The organism is Enterococcus sp. ARL09-542, from assembly GCF_005234805.1.
In the GTDB taxonomy this organism is placed as follows: Bacteria; Bacillota; Bacilli; order Lactobacillales; family Enterococcaceae; genus Enterococcus_D; species Enterococcus_D gallinarum.
In genome coordinates, this window is record NZ_QPQX01000001.1 from 389,252 (window position 1) to 410,153 (window position 20,902).

Here is a 20,902-nt window from a genome sequence, read left to right on the forward strand (position 1 = left end):
AGGTCGCCATGCGGTGATGTATCTGCACGGCTACAGCTACTCAGAAATTGAACAACAAGCAATGGTTGCACAGGGTGTGTTCAAAATAATGAAGATTACTGTGAGTCAGTAATTGACAGAAATACAAAACTAAGGAGAGCAATATGCGTAAACCAATGAGTTTAAATCAGTTTAAAGAACTTTTGGTGCACATCAATAAATTCCATAAATTTGGTAAAGGCAAATCAATCAAGTATGTAACTCCACATATAGATATGAGATTTGGAGATATTTATGCGATAGAGTTCAGAGGATTCAACGATAAAATTTTTAGTATTACAAATGAGAATAGAGATAAAGATTTGTATAAATGGATTATGGAGTGGCTGGATGCTTAAGTCAGTAATCCACCAAAATAACCAACTGGAAAGGGGAAGAAAATGGCAAAACAAGCAATAACTTATTACTACGACATGATGCGTGGTGGTGTGATGGACGTTGAGATCCACAATTCAGGAAGAGAAGCAGTTGACTATCTTGTTAAGAATTGTGGCAGGTATTTCACTACCGATCCGATTTGGAAAACCAAACCGAAGCTAACAGGCAAAGGCGCAGTATCAGCTGGCTTTGCACATCGAAAGATGGTTGCTAGATTCCTAAGCGAAGAAGAAGTGGCAATCTATCAAAATTTCGGAGATGAGACATGGGTCGACTATAAAACACAGACTTTGATCGAGCCACCAGTTTGTAATCCGACGAAATAATAAACTAATTAATTTAGATAGAAGTCAGTTTTAAATTTTAGATTATTAAAGTTTCAACGCTCGAGTCAGAGTGATTAAAAAGTTTGTAAAAAAATAGAATTTTGCAAAAAAAGAATAACTAGATACCAAAATCTATTTCTTTATTTGTATTTTCCACAATTCTTTGTAAGTTAATTGAAGCCGGAACGAATGATTGATCATAAAAATATGATATACGAAAATACTTTATTGCTTCTTTTCTTTTGCCCTGAAGCTCATAATATATTCCTAATAAGTTATAAGCTTCTGGTCTATCAAAACAAGCTTGTATAGCCGATAAGATTTTCTTATTAGCTAAATAAAAATCTCTTTTTTCTAAACATGATTTGGCAGTTATTAGAAGAGGGATATAGGTTGAATTCAATGAGTATCTATCCATTTTTATCAATCCTTTCCATAGGATTGTATCAAATCTAATATAAAGGAAACATAAAGATTTAAATCCGTATCAGAATTGGTAACAACGCTAGATTATCAAAAGTCAAAAAGAAGAAGCGGAAGCTGTTGAAGAAAGCCCAAATGAATGGGACTGTGAACGATAAATAGCTAAAGAAGGAGAAGAAAAATGGGATTAATACCAATTATTGTAAATGAAAATAATGAGCAATTAGTCAGTGGTAGAGAGCTATATGAATTTTTGGAAGTGGTAACACCTTATACACGCTGGTTTGAACGTATGACGGAATATGGATTCACTGAAAACGTTGATTTTACCGTGATTGCCAAAAATGTCCATGACGATACAGCCTTTGGTGGGGTAAGAAAAATTATCGACCATGCGATGACGATTGACATGGCAAAAGAAATTTCAATGATTCAGCGAACAGAAAAAGGCAAACAAGCGCGTCAATATTTCATTCAAGTAGAAAAAGAGTACCGCAAAGAGTTGAAAAAGACATTGAATGATCCAAGAGAACAGCTTAGGTTATTTTACCAATTTGGAGAACAGACAGCAGTTCGTGTAGACGCTATCGAGAAAGATGTTTCTATTTTGAAAGAAACCATGAGAATCAGTGGAAAACAAGAGGCAGATATTCAACGAGCTGGGAAGCAAAAAGTGATTGAAGTACTTGGAGGAAAAGACAGCCCTGCCTATGAATCAATTAGTAAGAAAGTATTTGCTACTTTTTGGTCAGAGTTTAAACGATATTTTTCTATCCCTAGATATGGGGAGTTGCCTTGTAAACAGTTTGAGGAGGCGCTGATATTTATTGCTGAGTGGCTTCCAGAAACAGCCATGCGAATGGAAATTAACCAATTGAATCGACAATCCCAGTTATTTAGAGCATAAAAAACGAACCTTCTAGGGAGAATGGTTACAGTCAGTTGTCAATAACTAGAAGGTTCGAAAAAAGGCTAGGTGGAACATGTTTTGATAGAAAGAAAATTAAACACGATTTTGGGCACAATAAAAATCTAGCCTTTTTTACTAGGATAAACGGTTTTATAAAAAAATCAATATTATTTTATAATGAAAATAAAAACGAACCCTCCATAGTTGATTGGGTGTTTCAGGGACTACAAAGGATTCGAAAAGGCTAAAAAGGCAACAAAATCTTAGCTATGAATGTTCAGAAAAAAGTGAACTTAGGATCCAGAATTAGCCTTTTCTTTTAGAATAGTAAATAAAATAAAATTGTCAATGTTTTTTTATAAAAAAGACAGCCGACCACTGGCTGCCTGTACATAGAATATTGAATGGTATCAAAAATCTTTTTTCATTTTAACATATCTTGGAGTGATTTGAAATGATTAAAGAGGCGGATATCAAACAGACGAAAGAGAATGCAAGAGTTATTTTAAAACAATATCGAAGTTTAGAACGGAAAGCTGATCGAAGTCCGATCGATCTTCGCTCACCGTTCATTGATGACATGCCGAAGGCACCAACTAGAGGAAATAATTTAGAAGATGCATTGGTTCAAACTATTGAAATAAAAGAAAAAATCCAAGCTATTGAATATGCTTTGAGTCGATTGAGCTTGATGAGCCGACAGGTACTGTATTACACCTATTGTGTAAAAGAGATTATGACAAACGACGAGATTGCCGATAATCTTGGAGTAGCTACACGGACATTGAACCGCATGAAGTCAGAAGCGCTCTTAGAATTTGCGGATGTATTTGGAATCGTTGCTTATCGATGAAAATTTTGGCGTAAATGGCGTAAATTTGGCGTTTTTGGCGCAGATTTGGCGCAAATTGTCCGATTTTAGGTGTTATTATAGTAGTGTCGGAAAGATTAAGAGAGACGGTGATTGGACTACTCACAATATTCCATAAACCGAAAGGAGGCAATCTCCTTATCGCTTATTCTTCTTTGACAAATGGCGGCAAATTACAATAAAGGAGTTGATATGCTCCTTATCTTCATTCGCCGTCTTTTTTTGTCACTGTGGCGGAACAGGTAGACGCTAGTAAACTACATCTCGCTGAGTAAACAGTGGAGGATTTCTTCATCAATTGACGAGAATTGTTTAGATGGACATTCATGCAAGGTGCAAATCCTTGCTGGTGACATAGGGTTTATGGTTATCCCGACTGCCAGTCAGCGAAAACTTGTTACATAAGCCACACTGCGGATACAGTAAGTGGCGAGCAACCTAGTATTGTTAAATACGTGCCAGATTGGCTAGGCGATTTGGCACAATTTAATCTAGTCTGAGAAAGAAAATTTCGATATAATACATTTTGTAGAAAAGTGAAAAGATGGTGGCTAATCTCTTAATAAAGGGGTGATGCCTATGGTTCATAGCTTTATCCCTAGAAGGGAGTAGGCATGTCTGTATTTGAAGCATTAACGCTGATGATTGCTTTTGCGACGTTAGTGTTGCTGATCACAGAGAATAAAAACCAAAAAAAGTAACCATCTAATCCACTTTGGCCAGTAATTAGATGGTTACAATATCAACTGATGAAAGCCACCGTCTTTTTAACGGTTCTACTTAGGGCGTGTTTGCAGCACGTCCTTTTTCTATGTTTATTATATCATGTGAAAATAGAAAATCAATCAAGATCGCTTCGGCGGTCTTTTTTTGTTTTAGTTTTTTTTAGTTTGGGGGCGATTTTTTGAAACTGACCAAGAAGCATGAAATGGCCATACAATTACTATTTGAAGGTTCTTTGAAGCGACAAGAAATCGCTCAAGAACTAAAAATAAGTGAGCAGACTTTATACAATTGGATGAAGGACGAAGATTTTACGAGTGCTTATGATGATTATGTGAAGGTAATTATGAGCAAGTCATCAGGGAAAGCATTGAAAACAATGTTAAATTTACTAAATGCAAAATCTGAAATGGTTCGATTTAATGCAGCCAAAGATATTTTAGATAGAGGCGGATTTGCTCCAGTAAATAAACAAGAAGTGACAACCATACAGCCACCGACTTTTATTGACGATATAGGTGATACAGATGACGGTTAGGCATTTATCTGAATTTCTTCCTAAAGCTTTTCACGATACATGGAAAGCTGCGATCAATCCTAATATTTTGCATGTTGTTGAAAAAGGGGGACGTGGTTCTGGAAAATCATCGGACATCGCTCATATCTTGATTCAATTAATTATGCGCTACCCGATTAATGCTGTTGCCATTCGTTTTGTAGACAATACAATTGAGCTTTCAGTTTTCGAGCAATTGAAATGGGCAATCGAAGAACAGAATGTGTCAACTTACTTTCGGATCAATAAAAGCCCGATGAAGATTACCTATACACCTAGAGGGAATTATATCGCTTTTCGCGGAGCACAAAATCCAGAACGAATTAAGTCTTTAAAAGACAGTAGATTTCCATTTGCAATGGCGTGGATAGAAGAATTAGCAGAATTTAAAAAAGAAGAGGATGTAACGACCATTACCAACTCCCTTTTACGTGGGGAGCTGGCAGACGGTCTTTTTTATAAGTTTTTTTACAGCTATAATCCTCCAAAGCGAAAACAGAGTTGGGTCAATAAAAAATATGAAACGAGCTTTCACCCAGCTAATACGTTTGTTCATCATTCCACTTATCGGAATAATCCATACATAGCAAAAGCATTTATTGAAGAAGCAGAATCAGTGAGAGGTAGAAACCTGAGACGTTATGAATGGGAATATCTAGGAAAAGCAATAGGATCTGGCATAGTACCATTTGACAATTTACGAGTCGAGGCTGGTTGTATTACAGATGATATGATAACTAACTTTGATAATATTCGAAATGGCTTGGATTTTGGTTATGCAACTGATCCGCTTGCATTTGTTCGATGGCATTATGACAAGAAAAAGAATGGGATTTACGCAATTGATGAGATATATGGTGTAAAAATAAGTAATCGCGAATTTGCAAAATTAGCGAGGGAAAAGGGCTATCAATCGGATCGAATTAATGCAGATTCTGCAGAACCTAAATCCATAGCGGAATTAAGAAATGAACATTTCATGACCAGTGTTTATGGTGTGAAAAAAGGACCTGACAGCGTCGAATATGGTGAAGGATGGCTTGATGATCTTGATTTTATATGCATCGATCCATTGAGAACGCCTAATATTGCCAGAGAATTTGAAAATATTGATTATCAAGTAGATAAAGATGGGGATCCTAAACCTCGTTTAGAGGATAAGGATAACCATACGATTGATGCAACAAGGTATGCATTTGCTGATGATATGTATGTAAGAAAAGATTTGAAAGAACGAATGAATGTAGCCAAGTTTTTCTTTGGCTAGAAAGGAAATAATATGGACAAAGAAATTACTTTTTTACAGAAACATCGATACCATAAAAATGCGAATACTATTTTTCGGATGTCTCATGAAGATTTTGAAACAATTGAATTTGCCACAGAAAATTGGATTCATCAATTAGACAAATTTATTAATCGCCATAAAAGTGAACAAGTACTACGCCTGCTAGAATTAAAACGGTATTATTTGGCGGATAATAATATAAAATACAAACCAGCTAAAACAGATGAGTTTGCCGCTGATAATCGTATAGCTAGTGATTTTGCACGGTATATCACTATTTTTGAACAAGGTTATATGCTTGGTCAGCCTGTACAATACAAAAATGAAGACGAAATGATTCAAGAACAGATCAATGATTTTTTTAAACGAAATAATGAAGATTACCATAATGTCCTAATCAAAACAGATCTTTCGATTTACGGTCGGGCGTATGAATTGTTAACAACTGTGCTTGATGAAACAGGAAGCGCCTACGTCAAATTAGTTAAACTAAACCCAGAACAGACCTTTATTGTCTACGACGATACAACAGACAACAATTCTTTATTTGGTGTCTATTACTATACTCTTGACTATGGGGATGGGATCCGAAAAGATTTTGTTAATGTGTACACTGCTGACATGGTTTACATGTATGTCAATAGTAATCAAGAAGAAAAAGGGCTACATTTATATGATTCTGATGACCATGTATTTGATGGTGTTCCAATAAATGAATTTGCGAATAATGAAGATCGGACAGGAGCTTATGAGCCGGTTTTAGATTCCATCGATGCATATGATTTATCACAATCTGAATTAGCAAATTTTCAACAAGATGCCATGGATGCGATTTTAATGATTACGGGAAATCCGTATACAGGAACAGCACCAAATGACCTAGACGAGGATGGAAATGTCGTTCCTAATTCAAAATTAGCCGTTTCATTGGCCTTTAAACGAGCAAGAATCATGATTATGGACGACAATCCTAATCCTAACGGATCTACTCCAGATGCGAAGTATTTAGTAAAAGAATATGATACAGAAGGTGCGGAAACGTATAAGCAACGTCTAGTGAATGATATTCTACGTTTTACATTCACACCGGATACTTTAGATGCTAATTTTAGCGGGACACAATCGGGCGAAGCAATGAAGTACAAACTAATGGCTGCTGATAATCGACGTGTCATGCAACAACGATTATTTGAAAAAGGATTAATGCGACGCTTGCGTTTAGCTGTGAATATCTGGCGAATTAAGGGAAATGATTCGATTGCTTACGATCAAATCAATAATACCAATGTTATCTTCACTGCGAATGTTCCTAAGTCAGATAGTGAGATTGTAGCATTGGCAAGTCAGCTTGTGGGTCAAGTATCTGATGAAACACTATTCGAAATCCTATCCACGGTAACTGGTGTAGATCCTGATGTGGAATTAGCTCGAATCAAAGAAGAAGCCGAAGAAACACCAGCACCAAGGCGACTTGGAGTGGATGTGATTGAGGATGACCAAGAAGAAGGTAACGAAGAAATCAGCTAGCTACTGGTCCAAACGTATGGACGAGATTATGGCTTATACTGATCGGACCGATATTGATTTCTTTGATGAACTACAAATCATTTACACAAAAAGCCGTCAGAGCGTGCAGAAAGAGATTTACGCTTTCTATGTACAATATGCCAAGGAGAATAAAATCTCTATTCAGGAAGCAAAAAAAAGGCTTATGCGAGTAGATTTATCGGATTATCGAGCGAATGCGGAGAAGTATTTCAAGCAAGCTGAAAAGGATCCAGAACTTTTAAAACGGCTCAATGAACAGTATAGAGCTGGTAAAGTTACCCGACTTGAAGCATTATATCTTGATCTTGAATGGCAACTAGGTAAGATGAGCAGAGCACTGCATCAATCATTTGATCGTTATCTAAAAGAAGTAGCTCAATATGCTTATCGAAAAATAGCAGGAGGCAATTCCCAAAGTACGTTGAATAAGCCAGTCTTAGAACAAATCGTAAAAATGCCATTTAATGGGAAAAACTATTCCGAGAGCATTTGGAGAAACGTCGATGCTCTTGCAAAAGATTTGAAAAAAGTTCTAACCCAAGGATTTATACGAGGCTCTGGTCCGGCTGATATGGCTCGTGAATTGCGGAAAAAGTACAATGTGGCCAAAAGCCGGGCAGAAGCAATTGTTCGGACAGATGGGACGAATGTTATCAACCTTTCTGCAGCTAAGCGTTTTGAAGAATTTGGCTTAACTAGATATAAAAATAATGTACACGTAGATAGTCGAACTACGGATATTTGTTTACAAGTGAACCGTGAAAATAAATCGTATTTATTATCTGAATACCAACCAGGAGTGACAGCGCCACCTTATCATGTTGGCTGTAGAACTGGGATAGTACCAGATGATAGTGAACTTGGGGTTGAAGATGAAACGTAAAGTCTAGCTTTTTCTAGGCTTTTTATTATGCCCTCTACTGCTCGGGGCGTTATAAATTGAAGCTGTTTCGGTGCCGACCGTAAAACGAGATTCGATTGGTCACGTAATGACTGGAGGAATATACACATGAAAAATAAGTTATTGTTGCCTTTAAATCTTCAATTGTTTGCGGAAAATTCAGAAGGTGGCCAAGAGAATGAGCCGGCAGATACTTCTACACTATCTGAGGACAAACAAAAAGAAGAACCAAAGGAAAAAACATTTACTCGTTCAGATATTGCTAAAATGTTGGCTGCGGAAAAGAGTAAATGGGAACAAGAGTATGAAGCCAAAGTAGAAAAAGAGCGAAATGAAGCGGCTCGTTTGGCAAAACTATCTGAAAAAGATCGACAAAAAGCTTTATTTGATAAAGAACGGGAAGATTTCGAAAAGGAGAAAGAAAACTTTCGAAAAGAACAGTTGTTTGTTGAAAAAGGAAAACAACTTACTGCTCAAGGAATTCCTGCAGATTTTGCCCATCGAATTACGGGAGAGACAGCAGAAGAAATTCTCGAAGATGTAAAAGCGTTCCGTGCAGAATGGGATAAGGCGGTAGAATCAAAAGTCAATGAACGATTGTCTTCTAAAAAGAAAACAAAAGTTGGTGCTACAAGTGGTCAAATGACTAAAGCAGAAATCATGGCAATTAAAGATACAAAAGAACGACAACGAATGATTGCCGAAAATCGCGAATTATTTTAACAAGGAGGAAGTACTCAATGAAAAATATGTCAAAGACGAATAAAGAAAAATTATTAAAAATGGATTTACAAATGTTTGCAGCTGAAACTAATCTGACTAAAATGGCAGATTTGGGAGAAATCAAATCCATTGATTTTGTTAATCGCTTTGAAGCAGGAATCAAAGAATTACTTGCATTATTAGGTGTTACACGGATAGAGCCTTTATCTCAAGATTTGAAAATCCAAACCTATAAATGGGAAACAGATGTAAAAGATGGATCTGTGGGTGAAGGAGAAGAGATTCCATTATCAAAAGTAACACGAGCAAAGGATAAAGATTATGCTATTACCTTCAATAAATGGCGTCGAGCAGTTTCTGCCGAAGCAATTGCACGTCACGGAGCATCCTTAGCAATTGATAAAGCAGATAATCGTTTACTTCGTCAAATTCAAGGAAGTTTAAAATCTAAATTTGTTACTTTTTTAGGTGCTTCGCCGACAAAAGTAACTGGTGTAGGATTGCAAAAAGCTTTAGCAACCTCTTGGGGTAAATTAAATACATTTGAAGAGTTTGACGGTGCAGATTTTGTTTCTTTTGTTAATCCAATGGATGTAGCTACTTATTTAGGAGATACCAAAGTTCTTGCAGATGCTTCGAATGTGTTTGGAATGACCTTATTAAAAAACTTCTTAGGTGCTAATAATGTCGTTGTACTAAATGCCATTCCAGAAGGTAAAATTTATTCTACTGCAGTAGACAACATTGTATTAGCTTACCTGGATATGAAGGCATCTGATCTTGGAGATATTTTTGTTGATTTTGTAGATGAAACAGGTTTTATTTCTGCAACACGTGGACGAACTTTGAGAAATGCGACTTATGAATCCTTATTTATGAATGCGTTAGTATTATTTACCGAAATTCCGAAAGGTGTTGTGGAAGCAACAATTGAACAAGAAAGCCCAAAATAATGGCCCCAGTAGTAGGTAAAGTCACACCTACTGAAGATGGGGCCACAATTGAAATGAAATAGGTGATTCTATGACAGAAAAAACATCTTTATTACAGGAAATAAAATTACTTCTTGGAATTCATGATCAATTTCAAGATTCGTTGCTTACGCTCATTATTGAAGACAGTGAGCAACGGATTTTATCTGTATTGAATCAATTTTCTACAAAGAATGGTATTGAGAAGCGCAAGACTATTCCAAACGATCTGATTTATATTCATAGAGACGTCGCTATCAAGCGTTTTAATAAACGAAACAGTGAAGGGGCTACTGCAGATAGCGAGGAAGGACGTTCCTATTCTTGGGAGCCATCTTATCTAAATGAGTATCTGGACATTTTTGATGAATATACTAAGCCCGCAATTCGTGCTGGCAAAGGGATCACGAGGTTTATTGGTTGAATTACAATGACCGTGTTAAGATAACCTACGAAAGAAAAGTCCCTGGTTATCTTGGCGATGATACTATTGAGGAAAAGGAAGCTATTGAACCATGTGGCAAAATCGGATTGTCGAGTGATGAACAAATCGGGATTTTCGGGAAGTACAATCAGAATGCTTTTAAATTATACATTCAAGGGGTCCACAAAGGGTTTTCAAAAATTGAATATGATGGTGTGCAACGTTCTGTTTATCTGACAAAGTGGCATCGGAATTCTACAGTGGTGATTCTCACATGAGTAAGAGCGTGAAGATCCAAGGGTTAAAAGAGTTTATACGTGAAGTCAGTAGAAAAGGTCCTGCTTTAGACCAAGCAATAGACAAGGAAATAAAATTATCTGCTTTGCGAGTAGAAAAACGCGCAAAGAAACTTGCCCCATGGGATACAGGATGGTTATCTAATAATATTTATGCAAATAATATCGGATTTCAACAAGCAGAAGTGATTTCACCTGTAGAATATTCTATTTTTGTGGAGTATGGGACACGCTATATGTGGGCGCAGCCGTTTCTTTTCCCAGCTGTTGGAGCCGATTGGCCATTACTGCAAAAACGATTAACAAAATTAGTGAGAGGATGATTTCATGTACTCTCCAATGACAGAATATTTAAAACAGCTATCAGAAAAACTAATTGTTACAAAAATACCCGTATATTTTAAACTCCCTGATGAAAGCATCAAGGAGCCTTTTTATGTGATAGGTTCTCATACTGGAGACGATTCACGTAGTGCCAAGTTTGGCTTGGCTATTGTGGATACAACTTTACAAATCGATTTGTTTTATCCAATCGACAGCCGAACTAAGGTCGAAGAGTCGATTTTTCAAACGAAAGTTGCCTTAAACAAACGAATGACTCATCAAGTGCTGATTGATCATTCGATTGGACGAGAAGTTTATCACATCATTTTTAGAATTTCAGATTTAATTATTTAAAAGGAGGATGAACGATGACTACTATAAATAATGGTGTCAGAAAATTCACAGGAAAAGCAGTGACAGCAAAAAAAGTTTGGTACTTTATTCAATCAGTAGAAGCACCTATTGGCTCACCAGCATTATTACCAGCATTCCAAACAGAAGGTGGTGTAACATATGGTGGAGATAATATTGATGAACAAACCAAGATGGGACGTATTATCATTAAATCAACAGACGAACACAGTATTGAATTGACACAATACTTTATTCCGAATGACGAATCCATCAAAGTAGTAAAAGATGCAAAGAAAAATGGAGATTCGGTAAAAGTTTGGCGTGTAGTGATTGATGAATCTGTAGCGAAACCTGCAGATGGTTTAGAAGATGTGAAGCTTTATCCTGCTGAATTTGGCTATGGAATGCCAGATGACGTTGAGATTCAAGACGGTGACGACTTAGTAGAAGCGTCTTATACGTTAAATATCATTGGAAAACTGCAAGAAGGTGAGTTCCCATTATCTAATGCTGATATTGCAGCAATTGAAGCTTTATATGATTATCAAAACCCTGGAGAAACTACGGGAGATTTTGATCATATTCAGACTGTGGCAGCACCTAAAGTAGGAAAAGTTACGCCAACAAATACAGGCGCAAAAGTTGAACTTTCTTAAAATAGAATGGAGGAATAAAAATGGCAGATACATTTAGAATTTATAAAGGTAAAGAAAAAGTATCGGAAGGATCTAGTCCGCTAACTATTACGGGATTAACTGCAAGTATAGATGTCAAAAAAGGAACCTATCAAGCAGTACGCGTACGAGATGGGAAAGAGTCTGAGAAAGTAGATATTCCAGCTTTTCGTACCACAGCATAATAAAGTATTGTATTCATGATACGACAATCACTTGATTGTCGTATTTCTTTTTAGGTTAAGGAGGAACAAGTATGTCATTTGATATCAATTTAAAAGGAAAAGAGCAAAAAATTAAATTTAATTATATGTTGAATTTCAAAGCAAATAAAAAGCTAGCAACAAAAGATAAAGAAGGAAAGTCTCAAAACGATGGTGCAGGGGTTCTTTTTGTTCAAGTATTAGAAAAAGAAGATGATGCCTTGGTGAACTTGCTGCAGTTAGTTGATAGTAAGGCTACTGAAAACGACGCGATTGAAGCGATTAGTGAGTATGTTCATGGATTTGTAGAGAGCGGACTAAGCGAAGAAGAAGCCTATGATCGTATTTTTGAAGATCTGAAACAAGAAATGTTGGCATCTGGTTTTTTCGTGAGCAAGATCCGCAAGTACTTAGAGAACATGGAGAAAGTAATCGAAATGATGGTTTCGCGGAAGAAAGAAGAGGACAAAATTCAAATCACGCAATTGAAGGAGCTGTCCGAGCGAATCAAAAAAGAGATCTCCTAATCAATTGCGCGCGATATGGCTTAACCGATATTGATTTGATTATGAATTGTTATTTGTGGGAACTAGAAGCAATTCTCGAAGGTTTGGCTTTACGTGAATTAGACAAACAAGAACAAAATGCGATTTTTGGATTTAATTTGCGGTATATCTTGAATGCGAAGAAACCTCAAATGAACAAAATTTTGAATAAAAAGAAAGCCGAAGATAAAATACGAAAAGCTTTCACACGTAATCAAAAACAGATGAACAAGAATCATCATCGGCTTGAAAAAGCGATGCAAGCGTTAGAACACTTTAAAAACCGGAGGTGAGAAAAGAATGGCTGAAAACATAACAGGAGCAATCAAAGCATTAATTGGGGCAGATACTAGCGATTACAAAAAAGCAATGGCAGAAGTCCTTAGTGTAACAAATTCAACGATGAATAAAGTAGTCAGTAATATGAGCCAGAGTACGAATAGTATCGTTTCTAAGGTTGGAAGTATTATGGGGCAATTAAGTTCAACTATTCCATCTAAATTAGCAGGTCTAAAAACAAGTATGGTGGCTCCTTTTAGTACAGCTGGTGGCCAAATTCAACGAGTGATTGCCTCTATTGGCGAAAAAATTCCTCAACCCATAAAAAATGGGTTTAACAAAGTAGCCAAAATTGCGGGAGATACTTCGAGCCTAGTTGCAAAAGGCTTGAATGGAATAGTGAAAACTGCAACTTCAATTGGTACCAAGATTGGTAGTGGATTAACTAACGCTTTCAACAAAGCTGGAACGAAAGCAGCATCTGCACTGAATAACATGATTTCTAAGTCTAATAAAGTCACTGATTCTACTAGCGGACTAATCAAAAAGGTAATTGGAATCGGGGCTGCCTACGCGATAGCACAAAAAGGGATATCTATAATTTCAGGTGCTATAACTGGACTAGTAAGTGATCTCAATCAGGGTTCAGCGACTTGGAAAACCTTTAACGCTAATATGGAAAATATTGGTATGGGCAAAAAAGAAATTGCGGGTGTGAAAAAAGAGTTGCAAGATTTTGCGACTAAAACGATTTATTCATCTTCCGAAATGGCAACTACCTATAGTCAGTTGGCGGCAGTAGGTATCAAGAGTGCTGATCAGTTGGTTAAAGGATTTGGTGGATTAGCCGCGGCGGCTGAAAATCCAACTCAGGCAATGAAAACATTGAGTCAACAAGCAACACAAATGGCCGCAAAACCAACCGTTCAATGGCAAGACTTTAAACTGATGTTAGAACAAACACCTGCCGGGATTGCGGCTGTTTCTAAACAAATGGGAATATCAACGTCTGAAATGGTTACGGCTGTACAAGACGGGAAAATCAAAACAGAGGACTTTTTTGATGCAATCACAAAAGTCGGAACCAACGACACGTTTAGTAAAATGGCGACTGAGTATAAAACAGTTGGCCAAGCGATGGACGGGTTAAAAGAAACGTTAACCAATAAGTTACAGCCTTCTTTTGACAAGCTTTCTCAAGTAGGAATTAATGCTATTAGTAAAATTACCGACAAAATTGATAGCTTTAATATGGCACCAATAGAAAAAGCGATGGATAGTGTTGTCGCTGTTTTGGATCATTTTGTCAATGGAACGAAATTATCAGGTGATGCACTTAAGAACATGCAAAGTGTGATATCTGGAATTTTGCCAGTGCTCGGTTTATTAGGTGGTGCGTTAACGCTAAGTGGTGCTTTACCGGTATTAGCGTCATTAACAGCTGGTTTTATTGGTTTTTCTGGTGTTTTATCCGGACCTTTAAAGTCAGCGTTTGGTTTAGTTTCTAGAAATATTATTGGCTTAATTGGGCTATTCCCTAAGATTGGTGGTGGGCTTTCTTCTGCTGCAAGTGTAGGGATGGGTGCATTAGGTGGAATGACCTCTGCAATGGCTACGATTATGCAAGTCGCTTTAGCTGCAGTAGGACCAGCCGCAATATTAGGGTTAGTTGTTGCAGGGCTTGGTTTAGTAAACAAACAATTTGGTACACAGATTGATGATTTGTTAAAAATGGTCACCACAAAAGGTCCAGAAGTAATTTCTAAATTTGTTCAAGGTATTACGTCACAAATTCCACAATTATTCACTAGAGGTACACAGCTGATCAGTAAATTAGCCAATACGATCGCAACCATGTTGCCAGTCATTGTTCAGGCTGGTGTCGATATTGTTGGATCATTAGTCGGTGGCGTAGCACAAAATCTACCTTCTTTAATTAGTTCAGCTTTGACAATTATTACAACTATACTGACATCATTAGCAAGCGCATTGCCACAATTGATAGTGATGGGGATGAATTTACTATTAAACCTAGTCAATGGGCTTGTCACGAATATTCCACAGATTGTAAGTTCAGTGCAACAGATTTTACAGGTATTTGTGGGAAATATTACTGCGAACCTACCACAGATTATTCAAACAGGAATTCAAATTCTACTGAGTTTGATTAATGGCTTAACACAATTATTGCCGCAACTATTACCAGTTGCTTTGAGTACCATTTTGACCTTGATACAAGGGATTATGAATAGCATTCCCCAATTGTTAAGCGGAGCAGTTCAAATTGTTCAAGCTTTGTGTAACTTTATCGTTCAAAACCTTCCAATGATTTTGCAAGCTGCTGTTCAAATTATACAGGCTTTGGTTTCTGGATTGGTACAAAATTTACCGAATATCATTTCAACTGGTATTCAAATCGTTCTATCATTGGTAACTACGATTATACAAATGCTACCAAGTATCTTAGCTGCAGGTTGGGATATTGTTAAATCGTTAGCGAGTGGTGTGATTGAAGCAATACCAAACGTACTGAAAGGTGCTTGGGATGGCATCAAAAACGGCTTCAGCAATTTATGGGATACGATTACTGGGAAATCGAAGGAAAAGTCCGCAGAAGTTACTTCTACGTATTCTCAAACTGCAGAATCAATGAAGAGCAAAACAGGAGAACTTAGTTCCAGTGTTTCTGAAAGCTTTGATCAAATGGGATTAAATATCTCCAATGCTACTTCGAATATTAGTTCTTCAGCATTGGGAGACTTTAGTTCGATTCTTAGCCAAGGAAGTTCGGATGCCCAGGCGTTAAATGCCAATGTGACGAATGCAACACAAGCATTACAACAAGCAGGTTCCTCAGATATTCGACAATTAAGCACTTCTGGAAGTGCCGATTTTTCTAGTCTGCTATCAAGCGGTACGTCAAGTATTCAGGGATTAGAAAAAACGGTCTCAGGTTCGATGAGTGGTGCTAGTTCAAATGTCACAAATGAAACGAATCAGATGGAGAAACAGGTTTCTGCTTCTTTCCGATCGATGACAACTATTACACAAAATAACATGAATCAGCTTAAGTCATTGGTTCAATCTACAATGAATCAATTGCAACAAACCATTGTGAATGGAATGAATACGATTAGAAATTCTTTTCAATCTGGTATGACACAATCGATCCAAGTGAGTACTCAAGCCTCTTATCAAATCGTGTCAGTATTTTCGGTTTTATCTTCTCAATTACACATTGTAGGCTATAACGCTGGTATAGGTTTGGCTAATGGATTATCTAGTTCTGCTGGGGCCATTTATTCAACCGCTAATACAATTGCGAATAACGTGGCTCGAACCATACAGAGTGCTCTGGATATCCATTCACCATCAAAAATCACTACATGGATGGGGGAAATGTTAGGAAAAGGGCTTGGTTTAGGTATGCAGTCCATGTTCTCTTTTGTTGAAAAACAAGCGAATGAATTTGGTTCCATTATTCAAGCACAGCGTTATCAAGCAGAAGCCGTGATGGTAGGAGATACAACGTTTACTAATAAAAAATTTCATGCATTTACAGATGAAATGGATCGTGATGTTACAGAATCAGAGCTTAGACAAGAAGAAATTCATATCTACAATGAGGTTATTGGGGATAAGATTTATACAACAGTGAAACGTAAAGAAGCACGTGAGAAAAATAAAAACGACTATTTTAACTAAGGGGGGAAGATCATGGATGCTTTGATCACAAAAGATGGAGTTGAAACGAGACTTTCCTCTATCGGGCTACTTGTCACTGACTTTCAAGACAGTTCACCTTCTGTGACTGCGAATAAAAGAGAAGTAACAAATCGAAGTGGCTATATATTCTCCGGAGCAGTACACAAAGAAAAACGAATCGTTGTTTCAGGAACTTTCGTTGTTCCAAATGCGTATGCATTAGAAGAAAAGAAGGACGAAATCAATGGGCTTATCAGCAATGATGAGCCTTTTTATATTACCAAGTTATTGCCCACTGCTGGAATGTATGATTTTGAATTACCTGGTCAGAAAACAAGCGATTTAAATTTGCTTACCCTTCCTCATCAGCCTTATAAGTATCGTTATAAAATAATTGTAGAAAATGAAATTTCATATACCTTTGTTGGATTATCGACTGCAGGTTTAAGAATGAAATTTTCCTTTGAAGGAAGAACGGCGGAACTCCCATTTGGAGAGACAATTCCAAAGACTTTAGATATTACAAAAACAAAACAGATAGACTATCAAGGGACAGCTAAGTGTAGTCAATTAGAATGGCCATGGGCAATACAAATAACCTCATCTGCTGTTCAAACAGGAAGTTCTAATATTTTTTATTTTTATATAGGTTCTAATCAATATACTTATCGGTCATCTACGCCATTAAAAGAAGGAGATATTTTATTATTAAAAGGAGTAGAAACTACTCTAAATGATGTAAATGTAAATGATAAAACAAATTATGTGCATTTTGTTTTATCTCCTGGGAAAAATAGAATATTGACGAATATTCAAGGAAATATTCTATTACTTAATTATGTAGAGTTGTATAAGTAACAGATTGGAGATGATAGCGTGATTCATTTTATTGACGAAAAAGGGAACCAATACTCCGCTATTGTTGAATGTAAAAAAACAAAAGGAGTAAATGGTGAGAAATCATTAAGCGGAACAATTTATACAAATGATCATTTATTACATGGTATCAGTCGAGGTTGGCGTATAGTCTTTGAAGATGAGACCTATTGTTTAACTTATTTAAATCCAATAGATGAAGGAACTCGTATAGTTGTCGAATTTGATGCTGTACACGAGTTCTTTTTTGATATGCAGAAATCTGTTGTCCATCGATTGTTGAATGGATCAAATACAGCTGAAAGATATTTACAACATATTTTTAAAGATAGTGGATATGAATATCGATTGGAAGTAAATATTCCTGCTTTTGAAAAAGAAAATTTTGGTTTAAAAAACCGTCTAGCTCTATTTAAAGATTTTGTTTCTTCAACTGGGGTTGAATTTTCTGTAAATGGGCGAGTAGTCCGAATTTTAGATAAAGTAGGAACAAATTTATCAACCATTGTTAAGAAAGGATTTAATCTCAATGAACTTCATATAGAAAAAGATATCGGTTCTTTTATTACTTATATGAAAGGCTACGGTGCTTTTAAAGATCCAGAAACTCCCTCACGAGGACGATTGGAAGTAGAGTATCTAAGTCCTCTTTCTAAAATATACGGAAAACTTGAAGGAGATCCAATTATTGACGAACGATATACGCAGTCAGTAAGTTTACTAGATCGAATAAAAAAGGAAGTGGAATCTTCTTATGGTATCTCAGTAGATATTGATATGGAAGATTTAACTAAAGCTGGTTATGACTATGATCAACCGCACGAAGGCGATTATATTATGGCGATTAACCAGGACCTTGGCTTTGAGGAAAAAGTCAGGATTTTATCATATACCACTTCTTATGATACAGAAGGACGGATTATTGATCATGATATTTCATGTGGTCGTTTAAATCTAATTGATCAGACACGTATCTCAGATGCTTCTTGGAAGAGTCAAATTGAAAACTCCATTGAACAGGCAACTAGGGCAGCTAATTTTGCTTTGATTTCCGCAGATGGAAAAGCAATGACTTATTATGGTCCGAATATTCCTACAGGAAATAAGTTTCATAAAGGAGATATTTGGTATAAAGAAATTGGGGAAGAAAAAGTTCTCTATATTTGGAATGGCACTGAATGGTGGCCTTTGGTAGATAAGGACGTGTTAGAAGAAACAAAACGATTAGCTGAACAAGCAAAACTAGCTGGAGAAGATGCCAAACGAACAGGAGAAGAGATTCGAAGAAAGTCTTTAGAGATGGGTCAAGATTTTCAGCGGTATGAAACAGATTTAATTGAACTGAAGAAAGAAAATATTCTGCGTGAACAAGAAATAGAAAGTAATCGAATAGAGAATCAAAGAATTAGTCAGGAAGTACAAAGCTCACTGAATAGTTTTGCAGAGTCTTTCAATCTAGCATTTCAGGATTTAGACTTAAGAAATACTAAAGCGCAGCAATTAGTCGATCAAGCACAACTAAATATTGAAGCTTTAAAGACAACAACTGGTCAATTAGACCAAAAATATACTTCTTTGATGAAGTCTAAAATGGGTTTGGAAGAACAGATTTCCTTAGTGAAATATTCTTCAGATGAAATGATTGCACAATTTGGGACATATAAGCAAACAGTAGCTGGTCAATTAGAAACGATTAGTGTATTGCAGCAAGACGCTTCTACTATCAAACAATCTATCAGTCAATTAAAGATAGACTCGTCCGGTACAAAAGCACAGATCAGTCAGTTAGAACAAACACAAAACCAAGTTAAACAAACAATTCTAGATCAGATCACTGGCTACCACTCTGAGCAACAACAACTAGCAGATCGCATTGCTCTAATGGTAGAAAAAGGAGATGTGATTGCTAGACTAAATATAGAAGCTGGAAAAACATTGATTCAAAATAATAAAATATTTTTAGATGCGGATACGGTTTATTTCAGTGGAAAAGCATTTATTCCGATGGCTAAAATTAAAGATTTACTTGTCGGAAGTGCTGAAATTAGAGATTTGGCAATTACAACAGGAAAAATAGCAAATGCTTCGATTGATACAGCTAAAATTAAAGATTTAGCTGTGACAAATGCAAAGCTGGGGAATATATCTGCTGATAAAATTACATTTGGAGAATTAAATGGAGCAAAAGCACGAATTACGAATATAGATGCGGCGAATATTAGCAGTGGTTTCTTGGATAATCAACGAATTCGTTCTAACTCAATTACTGCAGATAAGTTAGCAGTCAATGCAATTCAAGTTGGTTTTAATAATTATAGCCAAAATTTAAAGATAGATCCTTACAACCTAAGTTTCTTCAATAAAAATCAATTAAGTGGAAAGTTAACCAGTGAAGGAATGGAATTTTGGCATGGAACAAGAAAAATAGGAAGAATAGGTGAAAATTCAAAAATAGGAAATGAAACTATCCGTGGGATTGCAATGAACTTAGAGCATGAGGGGGATTATATCTCCTGGTCTTATCGAAAAGCTCAAAATGATAGTGCATTTACTTCTATGTTAATGCTTGATCCTCGTGGGAAATTTTCAGGAAAAGCAGGAATTCATATGGATGCAGATGTTCATATGATCAAAGTTAAGCCAGGAATTCCTAGTGCAAGAGAGTTTTTACGATTTGGTGTAGTGAATTATAATAATACCTTTTATTCTGCTCTATTAAACGATAGCGGAAAAAGCGGTGTAATGTTTGGTAGCGGTTATTTGTATCTTTTGCATAACAATGTTGTATTACCTGTGGAAGATATAAGAAACATCGTTCGTGCATTAAAAGGATTAGGCACATTACAACTGCCAACTTCTATTCGTACTTCTGGTCAAGGTAGTGGAACGGTGGCTTCTTATAAAACAGTAAGATTATAGAAGGAGATAGATAAATGAAATTAACAGTACTACAACTTTTAAATTTAGAAGAAGGATTAGTTGAATTAGCAGAGAAAGAGATGCATGTTTCTACGAGTTTAACAATAAATCGTGCACTCACTGAGATCGGAACTGTTACGCATTCTGTTCGAGAAACAGCACAACCTATTTTACAAAAAGAAGAGTGCGTGCGAGAAAAGGAATTACAAGAGCTTTATAGGCAAGAAATGGATGTAGAATTTCCAATGATCAAAATTGAAGAACTAACTGATATAAAAGTAAGTGCAAAGCTAATACGAAAAATTGACCCTATATTAGAAGAAGGAGAGAAATAAAGATGGCATTAGAAGTGACAAAATCAGTCAATTTATCTGGACAATCAATCATTGATGAAAAAACAGTGGTATATCTTTCTGCAAGTGTTTCTACAGAAAGTATGGGGAATACGAATATTTCGCAAACTATCCAAGATGCTAAAAAGTATCGTGAAAATCGTACACAGTGTCGAAAAGATATTCAAGCTTTCCAAGATAAAGTATACGAAGTAGAAGATCAATTAGCTACAGAATTAACAAAAGAAAAATTGGAAGAATCAGATGAACTTAGTCAATAGACTGAGTTCTTTTTTATAGAAGAGGTGAATTCT

General features: G+C 36.3%; 25 protein-coding genes. 24 read left to right on the top strand and 1 reads right to left on the bottom strand.

The features are described from left to right. Nucleotides 1-143 precede the first annotated feature (143 nt). Together DVW06_RS01845 and DVW06_RS01850 are read left to right on the top strand one after the other, a co-directional pair. A complete protein-coding gene (locus DVW06_RS01845; RefSeq protein WP_113849445.1) occupies nt 144-377 on the top strand; it encodes a hypothetical protein in 234 nt (77 codons plus the stop codon). A 42-nt stretch (nt 378-419) separates the two neighbouring features. After that, complete coding sequence (locus DVW06_RS01850; RefSeq protein WP_137264345.1) at nt 420-743, top strand: hypothetical protein; 324 nt, start codon at nt 420-422, stop codon at nt 741-743. A gap of 118 nt (nt 744-861) precedes the next feature. Here DVW06_RS01850 and DVW06_RS01855 read toward each other — a convergent pair whose 3' ends face one another. After that, nucleotides 862-1,161: a hypothetical protein gene (locus DVW06_RS01855; protein ID WP_113849447.1), complete on the bottom strand. Its 300-nt coding sequence runs from the start codon at nt 1,159-1,161 to the stop codon at nt 862-864. A gap of 186 nt (nt 1,162-1,347) precedes the next feature. On the opposite strand from DVW06_RS01855, the gene DVW06_RS17010 reads away from it, so the two are divergent. The 22 genes from DVW06_RS17010 (at nt 1,348) to DVW06_RS01960 (ending at nt 20,869) form a co-directional block, all read left to right on the top strand. After that, a complete protein-coding gene (locus DVW06_RS17010; RefSeq protein ID WP_161569474.1) occupies nt 1,348-2,073 on the top strand; it encodes an ORF6C domain-containing protein in 726 nt (241 codons plus the stop codon). Between the two features lie 457 nt (nt 2,074-2,530). Beyond that, complete coding sequence (locus tag DVW06_RS01865) at nt 2,531-2,929, top strand: ArpU family phage packaging/lysis transcriptional regulator (protein ID WP_137264346.1); 399 nt, start codon at nt 2,531-2,533, stop codon at nt 2,927-2,929. A 632-nt stretch (nt 2,930-3,561) separates the two neighbouring features. Continuing rightward, on the top strand, nt 3,562-3,648 hold the full coding sequence (locus DVW06_RS17340; RefSeq protein WP_221180308.1) for a putative holin-like toxin: 87 nt from the start codon (nt 3,562-3,564) through the stop codon (nt 3,646-3,648). A gap of 203 nt (nt 3,649-3,851) precedes the next feature. Continuing rightward, complete coding sequence (locus tag DVW06_RS01870) at nt 3,852-4,208, top strand: phBC6A51 family helix-turn-helix protein (protein ID WP_113849449.1); 357 nt, start codon at nt 3,852-3,854, stop codon at nt 4,206-4,208. Continuing rightward, complete coding sequence (locus tag DVW06_RS01875; protein ID WP_113849450.1) at nt 4,198-5,493, top strand: PBSX family phage terminase large subunit; 1,296 nt, start codon at nt 4,198-4,200, stop codon at nt 5,491-5,493. The genes DVW06_RS01870 and DVW06_RS01875 overlap by 11 nt, the downstream gene beginning before the upstream one ends. A gap of 12 nt (nt 5,494-5,505) precedes the next feature. After that, entirely contained in the window at nt 5,506-7,041 is a 1,536-nt protein-coding gene (locus tag DVW06_RS01880; protein WP_113849451.1) for a phage portal protein, read from the top strand. Then, nucleotides 7,007-7,945: a minor capsid protein gene (locus tag DVW06_RS01885; RefSeq protein WP_137264347.1), complete on the top strand. Its 939-nt coding sequence runs from the start codon at nt 7,007-7,009 to the stop codon at nt 7,943-7,945. The genes DVW06_RS01880 and DVW06_RS01885 overlap by 35 nt, the downstream gene beginning before the upstream one ends. 126 nt (nt 7,946-8,071) lie before the next feature. After that, complete coding sequence (locus DVW06_RS01890; protein ID WP_113849452.1) at nt 8,072-8,686, top strand: DUF4355 domain-containing protein; 615 nt, start codon at nt 8,072-8,074, stop codon at nt 8,684-8,686. 17 nt (nt 8,687-8,703) lie between these two features. Next, the gene (locus DVW06_RS01895) at nt 8,704-9,639 is read left to right on the top strand and encodes a phage capsid protein (RefSeq protein WP_137264348.1); all 936 of its coding nucleotides are present in this window, start codon (nt 8,704-8,706) and stop codon (nt 9,637-9,639) included. Between the two features lie 70 nt (nt 9,640-9,709). Continuing rightward, the gene (locus DVW06_RS01900) at nt 9,710-10,081 is read left to right on the top strand and encodes a phage head-tail connector protein (protein ID WP_113849454.1); all 372 of its coding nucleotides are present in this window, start codon (nt 9,710-9,712) and stop codon (nt 10,079-10,081) included. Then, nucleotides 10,078-10,359 carry a hypothetical protein gene (locus tag DVW06_RS01905; protein ID WP_113849455.1) on the top strand — a complete coding sequence of 94 codons (282 nt, stop codon included), beginning with the start codon at nt 10,078-10,080 and terminating at the stop codon, nt 10,357-10,359. Before DVW06_RS01900 ends, DVW06_RS01905 begins: the two co-directional genes overlap by 4 nt. Next, nucleotides 10,356-10,700, top strand: a complete 345-nt coding sequence (locus DVW06_RS01910; protein ID WP_137264349.1) for an HK97 gp10 family phage protein — start codon at nt 10,356-10,358, stop codon at nt 10,698-10,700. The genes DVW06_RS01905 and DVW06_RS01910 overlap by 4 nt, the downstream gene beginning before the upstream one ends. 16 nt (nt 10,701-10,716) lie before the next feature. After that, nucleotides 10,717-11,055, top strand: coding sequence for a hypothetical protein (locus DVW06_RS01915; protein ID WP_113850293.1), 339 nt, complete (start codon nt 10,717-10,719; stop codon nt 11,053-11,055). 14 nt (nt 11,056-11,069) lie between these two features. Beyond that, complete coding sequence (locus DVW06_RS01920; protein WP_113849457.1) at nt 11,070-11,711, top strand: phage major tail protein, TP901-1 family; 642 nt, start codon at nt 11,070-11,072, stop codon at nt 11,709-11,711. 20 nt (nt 11,712-11,731) lie between these two features. After that, nucleotides 11,732-11,914 (top strand): hypothetical protein, encoded by a 183-nt coding sequence (locus DVW06_RS01925; RefSeq protein ID WP_113849458.1) that lies wholly within the window; start codon nt 11,732-11,734, stop codon nt 11,912-11,914. A gap of 71 nt (nt 11,915-11,985) precedes the next feature. Then, nucleotides 11,986-12,459: a tail assembly chaperone gene (locus DVW06_RS01930; RefSeq protein ID WP_113849459.1), complete on the top strand. Its 474-nt coding sequence runs from the start codon at nt 11,986-11,988 to the stop codon at nt 12,457-12,459. Between the two features lie 41 nt (nt 12,460-12,500). Then, nucleotides 12,501-12,770, top strand: coding sequence for a hypothetical protein (locus tag DVW06_RS01935; RefSeq protein ID WP_113849460.1), 270 nt, complete (start codon nt 12,501-12,503; stop codon nt 12,768-12,770). 7 nt (nt 12,771-12,777) lie between these two features. After that, nucleotides 12,778-16,461: a tape measure protein gene (locus DVW06_RS01940; protein WP_137264350.1), complete on the top strand. Its 3,684-nt coding sequence runs from the start codon at nt 12,778-12,780 to the stop codon at nt 16,459-16,461. Between the two features lie 12 nt (nt 16,462-16,473). Beyond that, nucleotides 16,474-17,319 (top strand): phage tail domain-containing protein, encoded by an 846-nt coding sequence (locus DVW06_RS01945; RefSeq protein WP_137264351.1) that lies wholly within the window; start codon nt 16,474-16,476, stop codon nt 17,317-17,319. An 18-nt stretch (nt 17,320-17,337) separates the two neighbouring features. After that, complete coding sequence (locus tag DVW06_RS01950; RefSeq protein WP_238696157.1) at nt 17,338-20,256, top strand: phage tail protein; 2,919 nt, start codon at nt 17,338-17,340, stop codon at nt 20,254-20,256. Nucleotides 20,257-20,270: 14 nt separating this feature from the next. Next, entirely contained in the window at nt 20,271-20,591 is a 321-nt protein-coding gene (locus DVW06_RS01955) for a hypothetical protein (protein WP_113849463.1), read from the top strand. Nucleotides 20,592-20,593: 2 nt separating this feature from the next. Beyond that, on the top strand, nt 20,594-20,869 hold the full coding sequence (locus tag DVW06_RS01960; RefSeq protein WP_113849464.1) for a hypothetical protein: 276 nt from the start codon (nt 20,594-20,596) through the stop codon (nt 20,867-20,869). Nucleotides 20,870-20,902: the final 33 nt, after the last annotated feature.